Origin of the sequence: Klebsiella sp. JN_Kp127 (assembly GCF_040062505.1) — a bacterium.
Classification (GTDB): domain Bacteria; phylum Pseudomonadota; class Gammaproteobacteria; order Enterobacterales; family Enterobacteriaceae; genus Klebsiella; species Klebsiella quasipneumoniae.
Map to the genome: position 1 here is coordinate 201,861 of NZ_JBEAHS010000054.1, position 15,942 is coordinate 217,802.

Here is a 15,942-nt window from a genome sequence, read left to right on the forward strand (position 1 = left end):
AAAGCCCCCATCCGGGGGCTCATCGAGCTTACTGTGCGACAGGTACGGCGGTCTGCTGAACCGGAACCAGCGTCAGGTCGGCATGGGTGCCCCCCTGATTGATCACCGTCTGCACGGTATCGGTAATGAACATCAGCTGGCCATTAACCGTAATCGCTGCGCTCAACAGAATGCGGGCGTTCGGTTGAATATCTGCCGGGTTGTAAGGCAGGGCAAAGTTAAATGGCGCCTGCTTGCCTTCGGTACGCACCGCTTTTTGCGACAATACGCGGGCTGGCGCATCTGCCAGAGAAGCATCCGACAGGGTCACCGTCAGCACCGCATCCGGCGGTAATGCGATTCTCTGGCGGATATTAATCGTCCCCGTGACGCTCGGCTGCTGCTGCGCCACGCTCAGCGTCGCAATACCGTAAGGGTCGGGTGCGGCTGCCTGAGCGGAAGAACTGGTGGAGTGGTGATTAGCACAGGCGGTCAGCGTCGCGGCGACGGCTAAGGCACTAAACATATAGGCAAATTTCATGATGTTCTCCTTATCATCCCTTTATACCCAGGAGGATGTTCCGCCGCTTCGCCGGCAGGAACTTTCGTGTCGTCAATAAGTGTGGCACAGATCTCAGATTTCTTCCTGTTGACCGGTTGTTATTCAGATTATTACACCCATCGGACCACTTGCGATTCCAGGTTATACTTTGCCACATTACGCGCACGGCGCCGCCATTGTTAATTGAGGATAAGTATGAGTCAGGCACTCTCTAACCTGCTGGCATTATTAGATCTGGAAAAAATTGAGGAAGGGTTGTTCCGTGGACAGAGCGAAGACCTGGGATTGCGCCAGGTTTTTGGCGGCCAGGTGGTGGGCCAGGCGCTGTATGCCGCAAAAGAGACCGTGCCCGTTGAACGTCTGGTGCATTCGTTTCACAGCTACTTTCTGCGCCCCGGCGACAGTCAAAAACCGATCGTCTACGATGTGGAGGTCCTGCGCGACGGCAACAGCTTTAGCGCCCGCCGGGTCGCCGCCATCCAGAACGGGAAGCCGATCTTCTATATGACCGCCTCCTTCCAGGCGCCAGAGCACGGCTATGAGCATCAGAAAGCGATGCCGGCCGCCCCCTCCCCTGACGGACTGCCTTCGGAAACCGACATCGCCCGCAAGCTGGCGCATCTCCTGCCGCCGCAGGTGAAAGACAAATTCCTCTGCGATAAGCCGCTGGAGATCCGCCCGGTGGAATTTCATAACCCAATGAAAGGCCATATCGCCGAGCCGGCGCGCCAGGTCTGGCTGCGCGCCAACGGCGCCGTTCCCGACGATCTGCGCATTCATCAGTATCTGCTGGGCTATGCCTCGGACTTTAACTTCCTGCCGGTGGCGCTGCAGCCGCACGGCGTTGGTTTCCTTGAGCCCGGCATGCAGGTCGCCACCATCGACCACTCAATGTGGTTCCATCGGCCGTTTAATATCAATGAGTGGCTGCTGTACAGCGTTGAAAGCACCTCGGCCTCCAGCGCCCGCGGCTTCGTTCGCGGCGAGTTTTACACGCAGGATGGCACGCTGGTTGCCTCAACGGTCCAGGAAGGGGTGATGCGCAACCGCAACGCATAAAAAAAGCCTCCCTGACGGGAGGCTTTTTGCTACATGGAGAAGGGTTTTCTGTCAGGCGTTGTAGGCGTTTTCGCCATGGCTGTTGACGTCCAGCCCTTCGCGCTCCTGCTCTTCCGGTACGCGCAGCCCTACGGTCATATCCGCCACTTTGTAGCCGATGAAAGCGACGACGCCGGACCAGACCACGGTAATGCCGATACTTTCCAGCTGCACCAGCAGCTGATGGCCCATGGTGACGCCTTCCGCATAACCGACGCCGCCCAGAGACGTCGCCGCGAAGATACCGGTCAGGATGCAGCCGACGATGCCGCAGACGCCGTGGACGCCGAAGACGTCGCAAGGGTCATCCACACGCAGCCAGCGTTTCAGCGCAGTCACGCCCCAGATGCCCGCCAGGCCAGAGGCGATACCGACGATCAGCGCGCCGCCGACACCGATATAACCACACGCCGGCGTAACGCCAACCAGACCGGCAATTGCCCCGGAGCAGGCGCCCAGCAGTGAAGGTTTGCCGCGCAGAGCCCATTCGCCAAAGGTCCACGCCAGGATAGCCGCGGCGGTCGCCACGACGGTGTTAACGAACGCCAGGGCCGCGATTTCATTCGCTGCGCTGGCAGAGCCGGCGTTGAAGCCGAACCAGCCCACATAGAGGATAGCGGTGCCGGTGAACACCATCGGCAGGTTATGCGGTTTGAACGCTTCTTTGCCGAAGCCCACGCGTTTGCCCATCATATAGGCGCCCACCAGCCCGGCGACCGCGGCGTTGATGTGCACAACGGTGCCGCCGGCGAAATCCAGCGCGCCATGGGTCGCCAGCAGACCGCCGCCCCAGACCATATGCGCAATCGGCACGTAGGAGAGCGTCATCCACACCACCACGAAAATCAGCACCGCGGAGAAACGGATACGTTCAGCCAGCGCGCCGACGATCAGCCCGACGGTGATGCAGGCGAACGAGCCCTGGAAGGCGACGTGGATATACTGATAGAAGGTGCCCATCAGCGCTTTCAGTTCAATATTTTTCAGCATTACCCAGTCAAAGCTGCCGAAGAAGCTGCCGCCGGTGCCGAAGGCCAGGGTATAGCCATAAATGACCCACAGTACGCAGACGAGGCCAAAGGTGACAATCACCTGCGTCAGCATGGAAAGAACGTTCTTACCGCGGATCAGCCCGCCGTAAAACAGCGCAATCCCCGGGATAGTCATAAACAGAACCAGCGCGGTGCAAATCATCATAAACGCATTATCGGCTTTGTCCGCCACCGCAGGCGCGGCCATCGCCAGCCCCGGAAGAAGGGCTAACGCCCCCAGACCCGATTTCATTGTTGCCATTTTCATTGTTTCGTTCCCCATCACTGTGTGGTCTGGAAATTACAGTGCCGCTTCGTCAGCTTCGCCGGTACGGATGCGAATGACGCGCTGCAATTCAGCGACAAAAATTTTGCCGTCGCCAATTTTTCCGGTGTAAGCCGCTTTGCTGATGACATCGATAACTTCATCCAGCTGATCGTCGGCGATCGCCACATCAATCTTCACTTTTGGCAGAAAGTTGACGCTATACTCGGCGCCGCGGTAGAGCTCCGCATGACCTTTCTGACGGCCAAATCCTTTGACTTCAGTGACCGTCAGGCCCTGAATGCCGATGGAAGACAAGGCTTCACGCACGTCTTCCAGTTTGAATGGTTTGATTACCACGGTAACCAGCTTCATAAGTCCCCTCCAGTCAGTATTCGGTAATGGCCGCAGCTAACACGATGGATATAAAGCAAGGGCTATGCCAGAAATGAAAAAAGGCCGCTGAGCGGCCCTTTGATGGCAAAAAACAGGCGAGAGGTCAGGCATTAGCCTGCGTAAAGGCGTTTAACGAGCAAAAATGCACCACGGCGGTGCATTTGATGTAACGTTTTTGCACCACGACAGGCCGACCCGCCTTCGCTGCCTGCTGGTGGTGCATCAGGCGCTGAGCGACTCTTCTCTGGCGCTGGCCGCCAGCTCTTCACCAGCCAGCTGTAGCTGATACATCTGCCAGTAGCGGCCTTTCGCCGCCAGCAGTTGCTGATGGTTGCCCCGCTCGACGGCCTGACCGCGATGCAGGACCAGAATGGTATCCGCCTCAACGATGGTCGACAGGCGATGGGCAATGACCACCAGAGTGGTATGCTGGCGAACCTTCGCCAGCGCCTGCTGGATCGCCTGCTCGGTGCCGGAGTCGATGTTCGCCGTCGCCTCATCCAGAATCAGAACCTGCGGGGTCTCCACCAGCACGCGCGCCAGCGCCAGCAGCTGCTTCTGTCCGACGGAGAGATTATTGCCCTGCTCGCCCAGCTGGGTATACAGGCCGTCGCTCATGCTGCGCGCCACCGCCGCCAGCTGCACCGCCTCCAGCGCTTCCCAGACCTGTGTTTCGCTGATGTCCCGGCCCAGCGCGACGTTGGCGTAGAAGGTATCCGCCAGCACCACCGGATCCTGTTGCACCATCGCGATGCCCCGACGCAACGCGCTGTGGCTGAGAGAAGAGAGCGGCCGGCCATCGATACGGATCTCCCCGTGGGTTAACGGGTAATAGCCCATCATCAGACTGGCGAGGGTACTCTTCCCACTGCCGGTATGCCCGACCAGCGCCACAAAACTGCGGGAAGGTATATCCAGCGTGATATCCTGGAGGACCAGACGATCCCCGCGGTAGGCAAAGGAGAGATGGTCGATTTCCACCCGACCGCTGCTCAGCGGCGCGTCATCGGCGCCCCACGCCTGGCGCGGACGGTCCATCAGTTCGAAAACGCGTTCGCCAGCGACCACCGCCTGCTGCAGCATCGACTGCTGGGTGGTCAGCTCAATGAGCGGCTCGTTGAGGCGTCCGAGATAGCTGATAAACGCGTACAGCACCCCGACCTCAATCGTGCCCGCCGCGCTAAAGCCGAACAGCATCAGCAGCCCGCACAGCACCAGCGAGGAAAAGAGGCTCAGCAGCGGACGCAGCAGAAAACCGTCCAGGCGCAGCGTCTGCATCCGCGCCAGGTAGTGGGCGTAGCTGGCCTCGCGCATCCGTTCGCCAAAGCGCGCCTGCTGGCGGAACTGCTGGATGACCCCCATGCCGTTGATCACTTCGTTAAAGCCATCGTTGATGTCGGCAAGCCAGGCGCGCACCCGGCGCACGATCGGCGTGCTATAGCGCTGATAAATGATCATCACGATCAGCACCGCCGGGAAAATCGCGATCGCCACCAGCGCCATCCGCCAGTCGAGGCTAAACATCGCCACCAGCATCGCGCCAATCAGCGCCGCGCTGCGGAGCACCGTCGCCACTACCGTCACATACAGGTCACGAATGACTTCGGTATCGTTGGTCACGCGTGAGATCAGCTGCCCGACCGGCTGAGTATCAAACTCGCTGAGCGGCTGATGCAGGGCGGCATCCATCACATCGCTGCGTAACTGCTGGACCACGCCGACCGCGGCGCGGTTAAACAGCAGCGACTGGTTATAATGCAGTAGCGCCGCCAGCAGCTGCAGACCGATATAGGCTGCCGCCAGGCCTGCCACCAGCTTCAGCGGCAGAGTCTGTTTCGCCACCATATTGTCAATGAAATAGCTGATAAGCAGCGGGCCGCTCACCTCCGCCGCCGCCGCGATCCACATCATCGCCACCGCGATGGCCAGCGGCTTACGCCACGGTGAACCATAGGCCAGCAGGCGTCTAAGCGTCGGCCAGAGTTCGGTAAAGCTACGCATCCAGGGCCTCCTCTTGCTCCTGGGGAACCTCGTCGAGCGCGGCTTCCAGCTGCTGATACCGATACATGTCGCGGTACCAGCCGGGCTGCACCGCCAGCGCCTCATGGCGGCCGCGCTGGGCGACATGCCCATGCTGCAGCACCAGGATTTCGCTGGCCTCAGTCAGCGCCGACAGGCGGTGGGCGCTGATGATCACCGTCCGCCCCTCTCCCCACTGACGCAGGTTATGCAGGATCTGGTGTTCGGTGCGGCCATCCACCGCGGATAAAGCATCATCAAGGATCAGAATTTCGGCCTCCAGCAGCAGGGCGCGGGCAATCGAGATGCGCTGTTTCTGGCCGCCGGAGAGCATCACGCCGCGCTCGCCCACTTCGGTATCGTACCCCTGGGGCAGACGCAGAATGTCGTCATGCACGCTGGCCAGCCGCGCCACCCGCTCAATCTGTTCCGGCGTCGCGTCCGGTTTTCCCAGCGCGATATTATTAGCGACGGTATCGGAGAATAAAAACGGCGTCTGATTGACCACCGCCAGCCGTTCGCGCCAGCTGTCGAGCTGCAGACGCGGTAGCGGCAGATCGTGAAAGCGGATCTCGCCGCTGGTGACGTCAAAATGGCGCTGCAGCAGGGCCAGAATGGTGCTTTTGCCAGCGCCCGTCGGCCCGCAGATGCCCAGCATTTGCCCCGGCTGCAGGGTAAAATTAACCTGTTCCAGCGAAGGCTTGCTCGCCTGCGGATAGATGAAATCGCGGATAGCGACCTGCAGGACGCCGCGGCCAGCCGGTACCGTCTCGGTCCCGTCGTCCACCGCCGGCGCCTCTTCGAGCATGGTGCGAATACGACCATAGGCCGCGCTACCGCGCTCCACGATGTTAAACATCCACGCCAGCGCCAGCATCGGCCAGATCATCAGACCAAGGTACATCACAAAGCTGGTGAGCTGACCCAGCGTCAGGCTACCGTGGATCACCATCCAGCTGCCGCCGCCGATGGCCAGCAGATTCGCCGCCCCGATGGCGATATAGATAGTAGGGTCGAAGCGAGCGTCAATGCGCGCCACGCGCATATTTTTCGCTCCGGTATCGGCCGCATCGGCGGCAAACTGCGCCGACTGGCGATCCTCCAGCCCGAACGCCTTAATCATGCGGATGCTGGTCAGGCTCTCCTGCGTGCGATCGTTGAGGCTGGAAAAGGCCGCCTGGGCAACGCGAAAACGTTCGTGAAGGGCATCGCCGTTGCGTTTGATCGCCAGGGCCATCAGCGGCATCGGCAGCAGCGCCAGCAGGGTGAGCTGCCAGCTAATCTGCGTCGACATCACAATCAACACCGCACAGCCCATCACCAGGGAATCCACCAGGGTTAACACCCCTTCACCGGCGGCAAACACCACCCGGTCCACGTCGTTGGTGGCGCGGGCGATCAGATCCCCGGTACGATGGCGCAAATAGAACGCCGGATGCTGGCGGCTCAGCTGCCGGTAAAAGTCTTCCCGCAGTTCAACCGCCAGCTGGTAAGAGGCGCCGAACAGCAGCACGCGCCAGACATAGCGCAGCAGGTAAACCATCACCGCGATCAGCACCAGCGCGCCGATCCACATCCACACCTTCTCCGCGGTGTAATGTTGTTGCGTCACGCCGTCGACCACAATGCCCACCACCTTCGGCGGAACAAGCTGCAGGACGGCAATAATGGCCAGCAGGGCAATGGCGCCAAGATAGCGGCGCCACTCCCGGCGGAAATACCAGCTGAGTTGTGCAAATAATCGCAAGCAGTAAGATCCTGATTTTGTTATGGGTTACGGCGCAATACCGTTATTCGACAGGCAAGGCGGTGGTGTATTTTATCTGTTCCATGGCAAAACTCGAAGTGACATCCGACAGCCCCGGCACGCTGTTCACCAAACGTTTATAAAAGTCGTCATAGCGCTTCATATCGGCCACCTGTACCCGCAGCAGATAGTCATACTCCCCCGCCATCCGCCAGAAGCCGAGCACTTCAGCCATCTGCGTCACTTCGCTCACAAAATGGCAATACCAGTCGCTGCTGTGATGTTGGGTCTTGATCAGGACAAACGCCGTCAGCCCCAGCCCCACCTTTTCCGCATCCAGTAAGGCGACGCGCCCGCGGAGAATACCGTCATCCTCGAGTCGTTTCAGGCGTTTCCAGCAAGGGGTCGTGGTCAGATTAACGGCATCAGCCAGCGCCTGCAAAGAGAGGGTACAATCTTCCTGCAGCAGCGCCAGCAGCTTACGGTCAATTTTATCTAACATAGGGCCACCAGAGAGAATAATTTACTCCCGCAATTGTAATTGAAAGGCTAAATAGCAACAATTTTTCCCGCACAATCCGCTAAGCTGGGCACTAAATGACAAACAGGAATCCGAGATGAATAGCGCCTGGGTAAAACACGCCATTAGTGAAATTAACGCCGACTATCAGCGTTCCGCCGATACACACCTGATTCGCCTGGCGCTGCCTGGTTTTCCCGGGATCCCGATTTATCTGAAGGATGAAAGTACGCATCCGACCGGTAGCCTTAAACACCGTCTGGCGCGGTCGCTGTTTCTCTATGGCCTGTGCAACGGCTGGATCAAAGAAGGCACCACGATTATCGAATCGTCTTCGGGTTCGACCGCGGTTTCTGAAGCCTATTTCGCCCGCCTGCTGGGGCTGCCGTTTATCGCCGTGATGCCCTCCTGCACCGCCAGACGCAAAATCGAACAGATCGAGTTCTACGGCGGACGCTGCCATTTTGTGCAGAACGCCTGCGAAATCTATGCGGCTTCCGAAACGCTGGCGCGCGAGCTGAACGGTCACTATATGGATCAGTTTACCTTCGCCGAGCGGGCCACCGACTGGCGCGGCAATAATAATATCGCCGACAGTATTTTCCGCCAGATGAGCCATGAGCCGCACCCGCAGCCATCGTGGATCGTGATGAGCGCCGGCACCGGCGGCACCTCAGCGACCATTGGCCGCTATATTCGCAGCCAGGGCTACGAGACGCAGCTGATGGTTGTCGACCCGCAAAATTCGGTGTTCCTCGATTACTGGCAGACACGCGACGCCAGCCTGCGCAGCCCGGTCGGCAGCAAAATTGAAGGCATCGGCCGACCGCGGGTCGAACCATCGTTTATTCCCGACGTTGTCGATGAGATGCTGCGCGTGCCGGATGCGGCAAGCGTGGCCACTGCTTTGTGGCTGGAAACGCAGCTTGGACGGAAAGTCGGCGCCTCGACCGGAACCAATATGTGGGGGGTGCTGCAGCTGGCCGCGCGGATGCGCGAGGAAGGACGCACGGGTTCCCTCGTGACCCTGCTGTGCGACAGCGGCGAGCGTTATCTGGAAAGCTATTACAACCCACAGTGGGTGGCGGCCAACATCGGCGATATCACCCCCTGGCAGGCGGAGCTCGCCCGGCTGGTCGGCAGAACATAAAAAAAGCCAGATAGAATGCTATCTGGCTTGCTGGAAGGGTCTCTCTATTCGGGGGAATAAGGAAGATCAGGATTATCCAGCCAATGCGTTAAAAAATGGGAGACCGCCTGATGCCGGCAGTCGCCGATAACCGGGAGATGCGGCAGCTCGGCTTTCAGCTGCGGCATCGCGTTGCCCATGATGAACCCCCGCCCGACGCTGCGAAGCATCTCGCGATCGTTCATCGCATCGCCGAAGGCCATGCACTCCTGTAGGGTGAGGCCCAGGTGCTGGCTCAGCCTCGCCAGCGCCGCGCCTTTATTGCAGCCAACCGGCAGCACTTCCAGACAGTCCATCGCCGAGAAGCAGAGAAACGCGCGCTGGCCCAGCGCCTCATTCAGTTGGATCCGCAGGCGGCGCAGATCGTCATGATCGCCGCAGAAGCAGATCTTAGTGACATGATGCGCCGACATACGTTTCGGATCGCACAGTTGATAGCGAAACCCGCTAAAGACATGCGCCTTCAGCAGCTCAGGCCTTGCCTGGCCGGTGAACCAACCGCCGTCATTAAACACGTGCATGCTGGCCCGGGTATCCCATCGACTATGCAGCACTTCTTCCGCTACCTCGGGATTGAGATCCTGACGGTACAGCTCCTCCCCTTCCAGCGAGTGGATGCGCGTCCCGTTGCCCGTGATCAGAAAGGCGTCCAGGGAAAACTCACCCATCACATGGTGCATCTCCAGCGCATGGCGGCCGGTGGCGAACGTCAGGGTGATATCGCGTTCCCGCAGCCGTTTCAGCGCGGTGAGCGTCTTTTCTCCGAGACGATGGTCCGGCATCAGCAAGGTGCCGTCCATATCAAATGCTGCCAGTTTTGCCATGGTGTTTTCCCCAATGTGTGATGGGCTTCGCTTGTGCTGCAGTATCACCTGGGATATACGGAAGTAATAGTGAATAGATAATATAAATTGTTCCGGGTTTATTACGGCCCGGTGGACGACAGCGCTTATGCGACTCTTACACCGTTTAAATCAGTACCAGCGGCTGTGGCAACCCTCAGCCGGGGCGCCGCAGCAGGTCACCGTCGGCGAACTGGCGGAACGCTGTTTTTGCAGCGAACGCCATGTCCGTACCCTGCTGCGTCAGGCGCAAGAGGCCGGATGGTTAAGCTGGCAGGCCCGCTCCGGGCGCGGCAAGCGCGGACTGCTCTCTTTTTATAAAACGCCGGAACGTCTGCGCAATGAGATGATGGAGCTGGCGCTGCATAAAGGTCAGCAGCAAAACGCGCTGGAGCTGGCGCAGCTGGCCCCGGTGGAGCTGAAAGCCCTGCTCCACCCCTTTCTGGGCGGTCAGTGGCAAAACAATACCCCGACGCTGCGTATTCCATACTATCGCCCGCTGGAGCCGCTACGCCCCGGCTTTCTGCCCGGACGCGCCGAGCAGCATCTGGCCGGGCAGATCTATGCCGGGCTGACGCGCTTCGACGAAGGCGACACTATGCCGATCGGCGATCTGGCGCACCACTGGCAGGTCTCCCCTGACGGCCTGCGCTGGCAGTTTTATATCCGCTCCACGCTGTGCTGGCACAACGGCGATGCGGTGGAAACCGCACAGCTGCGGCAGCGCTTACTGCTGCTGCTGGATCTGCCCGCCTTGCGGACCCTCTTCGCCAGCATCAGCCGCATCGATGTCACTCACGCCCAGTGCCTCACCATCACGCTGCATCGTCCTGACTACTGGCTGCCGTTCCGCCTCGCCAGCTATTGCAGCGTGCTGGCCCATCCTGACGATCCGGCCATCGGCTGCGGACCGTTCCGCCTGAAGCGGTTTAGTCCGGAACTCGTCCGCCTGGAGAACCATCCCCGCTACCATCTGCGGCATCCGCTGATCCAGGCGGTGGAGTACTGGATCACCCCCCAGCTCTTCGATCGCGATCTCGGGACCAGCTGCCGCCACCCGGTGCAGATCACGATTGGCGATCGCGAAGAGCTCCATAACCTGCGCCAGGTCAGCAACAGCATCAGTCTTGGCTTCTGCTATCTGACCCTGCGTCACAGCCCTCGGCTTAGCAAAGCGCAGGCCCAGCGGCTGGTATCGATAATTCACCGCTCATCGTTGCTGGAAACGCTGCCGCTCGACGAGGATCTGATTACGCCAAGCCATGAGGTGTTGCCGGGATGGTCCATCCCGCAGGGGCCGGAAAACAGCGCGGTGCCGCTGCCGGCCAGGCTCACGCTGCTCTACCATCTGCCGGTCGAACTCCACGCCATGGCCGAACAGCTGAGACAGCGGCTGGCTGTGCTGGGCTGCGAGCTGACGCTTCTGTTTCATGACGCCAAAAACTGGGAGGGCTGCCAGCATCTGGGGCAGGCCGACCTGATGATGGGCGACCGCCTGATCGGCGAAGCGCCAGAGTATGCCCTGGAGCAGTGGCTGCGCTGCGATATGCTGTGGCCCAATTTGCTGACCGGGGCGCAATATGCCCATCTGCAGGCGACATTAGACGCGGTACAGGCGCAGCCGGAAGCCCGCAGCCGCAACGATGCGCTGCGCAACGTATTCAACAACCTGATGGAAGACGCCATCATGACGCCGCTGTTTAAATACAACTATCGGATCAGCGCCCCGCCGGGTGTCAATGGCTTGCGCCTCAACGCCCGCGGCTGGTTCGACTTCGCCAGCGCCTGGCTGCCGGCGTCGACGTGAGAGAGCTGGTGGTGGCGGGCGTCTGGCGCTACCATATCGCCTTTACTCATTAAGTCAGGAATTGCCATGAAACGCGCCGTAGTTGTCTTCAGCGGAGGACAAGATTCAACCACCTGTCTGGTGCAGGCTCTGCAACAGTATGATGAAGTGCATTGCGTCACTTTTGATTATGGCCAACGCCACCGCGCGGAAATCGACGTTGCGCGCGAACTCGCCCTGAAACTTGGCGCCGTCGCGCATAAAGTGCTGGACGTTACCCTGCTCAATGAACTGGCGGTCAGCAGCCTGACCCGCGATAACATTCCGGTACCGGACTATCAGCCTGATGCCGAGGGCATTCCCAATACTTTTGTCCCGGGGCGCAATATTCTGTTTTTAACCCTGACGGCAATCTACGCCTATCAGGTAAAAGCCGAGGCTATCATCACCGGCGTGTGCGAGACCGATTTCTCCGGCTACCCGGACTGCCGCGATGAGTTTGTCAAAGCGCTGCACCACGCCGTCAGCCTTGGGATGGCGAAAGACATTCGCTTTGAAACCCCGCTGATGTGGCTGAACAAAGCCGAGACCTGGGCGCTGGCCGACTACTGGGGTCAGCTGGATCTGGTGCGCCGGGAAACCCTCACCTGCTACAACGGCATTAAGGGCGATGGCTGCGGCCAGTGCGCCGCCTGCAACCTGCGCGCTAACGGGCTCAACCAGTATCTGGCCGATAAGGTCGGGGTAATGGCGGCGATGAAGCAAAAAACCGGCTTGACACAGGCATAGCCTCCGAAGAGGTATCTGCCCGAAGCTTCAGTTCAAATTCCCCGGTGGCGCTACGCATACCGGGGCAAGGGGTTCATCACCTTCCGGAGGTCGAGGCGCGCCACCGCCCGGCACGCACGCGACGGTTGTCAGCGCAAGTTCATCTGGTCGAGTTTCTCACGCAGTTCCCCTTCCAGCGGCAGCGCCTTCTGGGTTTTCAAATCAATACAGACGAAGGTGATCAGCGCATCGGCCACCACCTCGCCATTGGGGTTGAGGGTGACCACCTGGCTGAGCGTGCCGCTTTTGCCGTTGAGTTGCTCCAGTTTGCTGCTCACCGTCAGCACATCGCCCAGGACCGCCGGACGGCGGTAGTTGATATTAATATTCACCACCACGAAGGCGATGTTTTTCTCGGTCATCCACTGAAACGCCGGGCTATTTTCCAGACCATCCCAGCGGGCCTCCTCAAGGAACTCCAGGTAGCGTGCGTTATTCACATGCTGGTAGACGTCCAGATGATAGCCGCGAACTTTAATTTGTGTTTGCATAGCATCAATGCCTTTCTGTTATTGTTGTTTGTGAGGTAAGAGGTCACACCACTTAATGCAACCTCTTTATCCTGGCAAAAAATCACCGCTGTGCAAGCGCTGGCATAAAATTTACAGCGTTAGATGGGCTAAATTCCGCTCCACCAGCGCACTGCCCATCCCCGGGACCTGCTTCAGGTCATCAAGGGTTTTAAACGGCCCGTACTCCTCACGGTAGCTGACAATCGCCTGGGCTTTTTTCAACCCCACGCCATTCAGAGCCTGCGCCAGCTGCTCGGCGCTGGCGTGGTTAATGCTGACTTTGGTCGCCCCGTTGTCGGCCTCGCCGGGTTCCGCTTTCGCTTTCGCCGAAGAGGACCCCGGGACATGCTCTTTGGTTACCACCGCTTTGCCGCTGGCGGGGGCGGCCAGCGCGCCCTGTGCGCCTACCGCGAAAACCAGAACGCCCGCGGCCATCAGTGCTTTTATTCCATATTTCATGCTGATATCTCCTTGTGTGTAGACAGCAAGGCTACGATAGCGTCAGTGCGGATGGCCGACAAAAGGCAAATCACAGAAATGGAAAGGGCCGCGAAAGCGGCCCCTGAGGATTACATGGTGTTGCGTATTTTTGCGAAACGACGCGAAATTACTGCTGCTGGTCGATGCTGTCGCCCAGCTTAATTTTCGCCGCCTTGCGCAGGTTGCTCATCAGCGCTTCGAAAGCGATTTGGGCATTGTTCTGGGTAATCCCCTGAACCATAGCCTTCTTCTGCTCTTCCGGCATGCTGCCTGCTTTCACTTCATCCAGCGCCACCAGCACCACATCGCCTCGCATGTTGCTGCCAACGCCATAGACCGGTTTGCCCTGCTGCGGCAGCGGCAGAGTGAATGCCAGCTGGCTCAGCGGATCCTGGCCGGTACGGGAAAGCGTCTGCGGCGCGCCAAAGCTCAGGCCAGCCGCCTTCATCGCCTCATCGCCTTTGCCGTCTTTCAGCGCCGCCAGCAGCTTATCGGCATCCAGCTTCGCCTGCTGTTCCGCTTTATTGTGCTTAACGATATCGCTGACCTGCGCCTTCACTTCGGCCAGCGGTTTCACCGCCTCGGCTTTGTGCTCGCTGATACGCAGAACAAAAGCGCGATCGCCATCAACGGTAATGATGTCAGAGTTGCTGCCCGGCGCGCCGTTCACACCGACCAGACCGCCGTTGAAGATAGCGTCAGCGACCGGTTTAAAGTTCAGCTCTTCCGGCAGGTTATCGCGGCCAAACCAGCCGGTTTCCACCACCTGCACTCCGGCGACCTGCGCCGCGCCCGCCAGCGATTCATTATCGTTGCTGGCCGCATCGCTCACCTTCTGTTGCAGCGCATAGTAAGCATCCAGCGCTTTCTCCTGCTTCACTTTCGCCGCAATGTCATTGCGCACGTCAGCCAGCGGTTTGACCTGCGCCGGCTGGACGTCGTCCAGACGGGCCACCAGGAAGCCAACCGAGGATTTGATCACCCCGGAGAGCTGGCCTTTCTCTTTCAGGCCGGCCTCTTTCAGCTCAGGCACGGTAGAGGCATCTTCCATCCACCCCATATCGCCGCCGTTGCGGGCAGAGATAATATCGGTCGATTTTTCTTTTGCCAGCGTGGCGAAATCAGCGCCTTTTTGCAGCTCGGCCAGCACCGCTTTCGCGTCGGCTTCAGTTTTAGTCTGAATCACGCTGTAGCGATTACGCTGCGGCTGAGTGAACTGATCTTTATGCTGGTCATACCATGACTGGATTTCTTCGTCAGAGGCGTTTTCCTGCATGCTGGCGGCATCCATCTTGATGTAGCTCACGCGGAACTGCTCCGGCGCCATAAAACGGGCCTGATTCTGCTGCCAGAAAGCGTTGATTTCCTCATCGCTGGCGGTCTGTTTTGCCGCCAGGGCGTTGACGTTGATGGTCGCTTCGCGGACGACACGCTGCTGAGACACCAGCGCCGCCAGCTGATCGGACTCGCCCGGCAGCATGAAGTCGGTACCCGCAATGGCGTTAATCAGCTGCTGCGTGGTCAGCTGGTTACGCAGCGCCTGGGCGTACTGATCGGTGGTCATTCCCATCTGGGCGACAATACCGCTGAAACGCTGGTTGTCGAACTTACCGTTCGTCTGGAACGCCTGGGTCTGGAAGATCGCCTGCTTCACCTGCTCATCGCTGATGCTGAGGCCCAGCTCGCGGGCATACTGATCCAGAAGCGACTCATCGATCAGGCGGTTCAGCACCTGCTGGCGCATGGTTTTCATGTAGTTTTCGTTCGCCGCCAGCTCGGAGAACTGGTCGCCAAGCTGCTGCTGCATACGGTTACGTTCGCTGGCGACGGCGTTTTCAAACTGCCCACGGCCAATCTCCTGGCCATTCACTTTTGCGGCATAGTTTTTGCCACCGCCAATCAGGTAACCACTCACCCCGGTCAAAATGAACGAGACGATAATGATACCGAAAATAATCTTGAGCACGACGCTGTTGGCGGCCGTGCGTAGGTTGTCCATCATGGTGTAACAACGCTCCGCTGTAGATGACTTTAGCTCGCGCAGCATAGCACGTGATGGCCGCCGCGCGTGAGGACGTATTTTGACAAGAAAACAGGGTGATTGTCAGCCCACAAGTGGCGATAAACACACATAAAGTGGTCTGAAAAGGCAATAAAAAAGGCACATCTCACGATGCGCCCTTGTACTTCGTCACATTCCCTGACGGGAAAGCCGATCAGTTCACCGCGTCTTTCAGCGCTTTACCAGCACGGAAGCCCGGCACTTTTGCGGCAGCGATAGTAATTTCTTTACCTGTTTGTGGGTTGCGACCAGTACGGGCGGCACGTTCTTTAACAGCAAAGGTACCGAAACCTACCAGCGCAACGTCATCCCCAGCCTGCAGAGATTCAGTAACAGAAGCGATTAAAGCATCTAACGCACGTCCAGCTGCAGCTTTAGAAATGTCCGCACCCGCAGCAATTTTGTCAATCAGTTGAGATTTATTCACTGTTCTCTTCCTCTCTTTATAATTTATATCGCACCAGAGTCCTTCATAGTGCGACCGCGCAGCAGTTATATCAGGACTGTCATGCCCTTACAACAGCAGTTGTCGATGACCCCCCTGCCAGCGATCTAAGTTAGCTACACAAAAAAAGGCTGGCAAGTCCGAAATGACTTACCAGCCCTATTTTTATTAGCGCAATTTG

General features: G+C 58.9%; 15 protein-coding genes. 4 read left to right on the plus strand and 11 right to left on the minus strand.

All coding sequences use genetic code 11. The features are described 5' to 3' along the window. Positions 1 to 28: 28 nt before the first annotated feature. Positions 29 to 520 carry a YbaY family lipoprotein gene (locus tag ABLV04_RS25045; protein ID WP_023288625.1) on the minus strand — a complete coding sequence of 164 codons (492 nt, stop codon included), beginning with the start codon at positions 518 to 520 and terminating at the stop codon, positions 29 to 31. Between the two features lie 216 nt (positions 521 to 736). On the opposite strand from ABLV04_RS25045, the gene tesB reads away from it, so the two are divergent. Continuing rightward, complete coding sequence (tesB, locus tag ABLV04_RS25050; protein WP_023288624.1) at positions 737 to 1,600, plus strand: acyl-CoA thioesterase II; 864 nt, start codon at positions 737 to 739, stop codon at positions 1,598 to 1,600. A 51-nt stretch (positions 1,601 to 1,651) separates the two neighbouring features. Here tesB and amtB read toward each other — a convergent pair whose 3' ends face one another. The 5 genes from amtB to ABLV04_RS25075 form a co-directional block, all read right to left on the minus strand. Next, positions 1,652 to 2,938: an ammonium transporter AmtB gene (amtB, locus tag ABLV04_RS25055; RefSeq protein ID WP_004204781.1), complete on the minus strand. Its 1,287-nt coding sequence runs from the start codon at positions 2,936 to 2,938 to the stop codon at positions 1,652 to 1,654. A gap of 33 nt (positions 2,939 to 2,971) precedes the next feature. Continuing rightward, on the minus strand, positions 2,972 to 3,310 hold the full coding sequence (gene glnK / locus ABLV04_RS25060; RefSeq protein WP_002891893.1) for a P-II family nitrogen regulator: 339 nt from the start codon (positions 3,308 to 3,310) through the stop codon (positions 2,972 to 2,974). Between the two features lie 243 nt (positions 3,311 to 3,553). Further along, complete coding sequence (locus tag ABLV04_RS25065; RefSeq protein ID WP_064157825.1) at positions 3,554 to 5,332, minus strand: SmdB family multidrug efflux ABC transporter permease/ATP-binding protein; 1,779 nt, start codon at positions 5,330 to 5,332, stop codon at positions 3,554 to 3,556. Further along, positions 5,325 to 7,097, minus strand: coding sequence for a SmdA family multidrug ABC transporter permease/ATP-binding protein (locus ABLV04_RS25070; RefSeq protein WP_023288622.1), 1,773 nt, complete (start codon positions 7,095 to 7,097; stop codon positions 5,325 to 5,327). The genes ABLV04_RS25065 and ABLV04_RS25070 overlap by 8 nt, the downstream gene beginning before the upstream one ends. Before the next feature lie 43 nt (positions 7,098 to 7,140). Further along, on the minus strand, positions 7,141 to 7,599 hold the full coding sequence (locus ABLV04_RS25075; protein ID WP_048296864.1) for an Lrp/AsnC family transcriptional regulator: 459 nt from the start codon (positions 7,597 to 7,599) through the stop codon (positions 7,141 to 7,143). 115 nt (positions 7,600 to 7,714) lie between these two features. Here ABLV04_RS25075 and ABLV04_RS25080 point away from each other — a divergent pair, with 115 nt between their 5' ends. Continuing rightward, complete coding sequence (locus tag ABLV04_RS25080) at positions 7,715 to 8,767, plus strand: PLP-dependent cysteine synthase family protein (RefSeq protein ID WP_180266059.1); 1,053 nt, start codon at positions 7,715 to 7,717, stop codon at positions 8,765 to 8,767. A 44-nt stretch (positions 8,768 to 8,811) separates the two neighbouring features. On the opposite strand, the gene cof is transcribed toward ABLV04_RS25080, so the two are convergent. After that, the gene (gene cof, locus ABLV04_RS25085) at positions 8,812 to 9,630 is read right to left on the minus strand and encodes an HMP-PP phosphatase (protein WP_044521268.1); all 819 of its coding nucleotides are present in this window, start codon (positions 9,628 to 9,630) and stop codon (positions 8,812 to 8,814) included. Positions 9,631 to 9,757: 127 nt separating this feature from the next. Between cof and ABLV04_RS25090 the strand changes: the two genes are divergently transcribed. Together ABLV04_RS25090 and queC are read left to right on the plus strand one after the other, a co-directional pair. Further along, positions 9,758 to 11,455 (plus strand): SgrR family transcriptional regulator, encoded by a 1,698-nt coding sequence (locus ABLV04_RS25090; protein ID WP_048296861.1) that lies wholly within the window; start codon positions 9,758 to 9,760, stop codon positions 11,453 to 11,455. A gap of 66 nt (positions 11,456 to 11,521) precedes the next feature. Further along, positions 11,522 to 12,223 carry a 7-cyano-7-deazaguanine synthase QueC gene (gene queC, locus ABLV04_RS25095; protein ID WP_147733608.1) on the plus strand — a complete coding sequence of 234 codons (702 nt, stop codon included), beginning with the start codon at positions 11,522 to 11,524 and terminating at the stop codon, positions 12,221 to 12,223. A gap of 128 nt (positions 12,224 to 12,351) precedes the next feature. On the opposite strand, the gene ABLV04_RS25100 is transcribed toward queC, so the two are convergent. The 4 genes from ABLV04_RS25100 to hupB form a co-directional block, all read right to left on the minus strand. Beyond that, entirely contained in the window at positions 12,352 to 12,753 is a 402-nt protein-coding gene (locus ABLV04_RS25100) for a YbgC/FadM family acyl-CoA thioesterase (protein WP_023288617.1), read from the minus strand. A 111-nt stretch (positions 12,754 to 12,864) separates the two neighbouring features. Next, positions 12,865 to 13,233 (minus strand): helix-hairpin-helix domain-containing protein, encoded by a 369-nt coding sequence (locus ABLV04_RS25105; RefSeq protein ID WP_048334171.1) that lies wholly within the window; start codon positions 13,231 to 13,233, stop codon positions 12,865 to 12,867. Between the two features lie 148 nt (positions 13,234 to 13,381). After that, positions 13,382 to 15,256, minus strand: coding sequence for a peptidylprolyl isomerase (ppiD, locus tag ABLV04_RS25110; RefSeq protein WP_180266058.1), 1,875 nt, complete (start codon positions 15,254 to 15,256; stop codon positions 13,382 to 13,384). Positions 15,257 to 15,470: 214 nt separating this feature from the next. Further along, a complete protein-coding gene (hupB, locus tag ABLV04_RS25115; RefSeq protein ID WP_002444653.1) occupies positions 15,471 to 15,743 on the minus strand; it encodes a nucleoid-associated protein HU-beta in 273 nt (90 codons plus the stop codon). Between the last annotated feature and the right edge of the window lie 199 nt (positions 15,744 to 15,942).

What these genes read in the sequence shown, in the direction of transcription:
- ABLV04_RS25045 (WP_023288625.1), bottom strand. Translation starts at nt 520, where the DNA reads ATGAAATTTGCCTATATGTTTAGTGCCTTAGCCGTCGCCGCGACGCTG.
- tesB (WP_023288624.1), top strand. Translation starts at nt 737, where the DNA reads ATGAGTCAGGCACTCTCTAACCTGCTGGCATTATTAGATCTGGAAAAA.
- amtB (WP_004204781.1), bottom strand. Translation starts at nt 2,938, where the DNA reads ATGAAAATGGCAACAATGAAATCGGGTCTGGGGGCGTTAGCCCTTCTT.
- glnK (WP_002891893.1), bottom strand. Translation starts at nt 3,310, where the DNA reads ATGAAGCTGGTTACCGTGGTAATCAAACCATTCAAACTGGAAGACGTG.
- ABLV04_RS25065 (WP_064157825.1), bottom strand. Translation starts at nt 5,332, where the DNA reads ATGCGTAGCTTTACCGAACTCTGGCCGACGCTTAGACGCCTGCTGGCC.
- ABLV04_RS25075 (WP_048296864.1), bottom strand. Translation starts at nt 7,599, where the DNA reads ATGTTAGATAAAATTGACCGTAAGCTGCTGGCGCTGCTGCAGGAAGAT.
- ABLV04_RS25080 (WP_180266059.1), top strand. Translation starts at nt 7,715, where the DNA reads ATGAATAGCGCCTGGGTAAAACACGCCATTAGTGAAATTAACGCCGAC.
- cof (WP_044521268.1), bottom strand. Translation starts at nt 9,630, where the DNA reads ATGGCAAAACTGGCAGCATTTGATATGGACGGCACCTTGCTGATGCCG.
- ABLV04_RS25090 (WP_048296861.1), top strand. Translation starts at nt 9,758, where the DNA reads ATGCGACTCTTACACCGTTTAAATCAGTACCAGCGGCTGTGGCAACCC.
- queC (WP_147733608.1), top strand. Translation starts at nt 11,522, where the DNA reads ATGAAACGCGCCGTAGTTGTCTTCAGCGGAGGACAAGATTCAACCACC.
- ABLV04_RS25100 (WP_023288617.1), bottom strand. Translation starts at nt 12,753, where the DNA reads ATGCAAACACAAATTAAAGTTCGCGGCTATCATCTGGACGTCTACCAG.
- ABLV04_RS25105 (WP_048334171.1), bottom strand. Translation starts at nt 13,233, where the DNA reads ATGAAATATGGAATAAAAGCACTGATGGCCGCGGGCGTTCTGGTTTTC.
- ppiD (WP_180266058.1), bottom strand. Translation starts at nt 15,256, where the DNA reads ATGATGGACAACCTACGCACGGCCGCCAACAGCGTCGTGCTCAAGATT.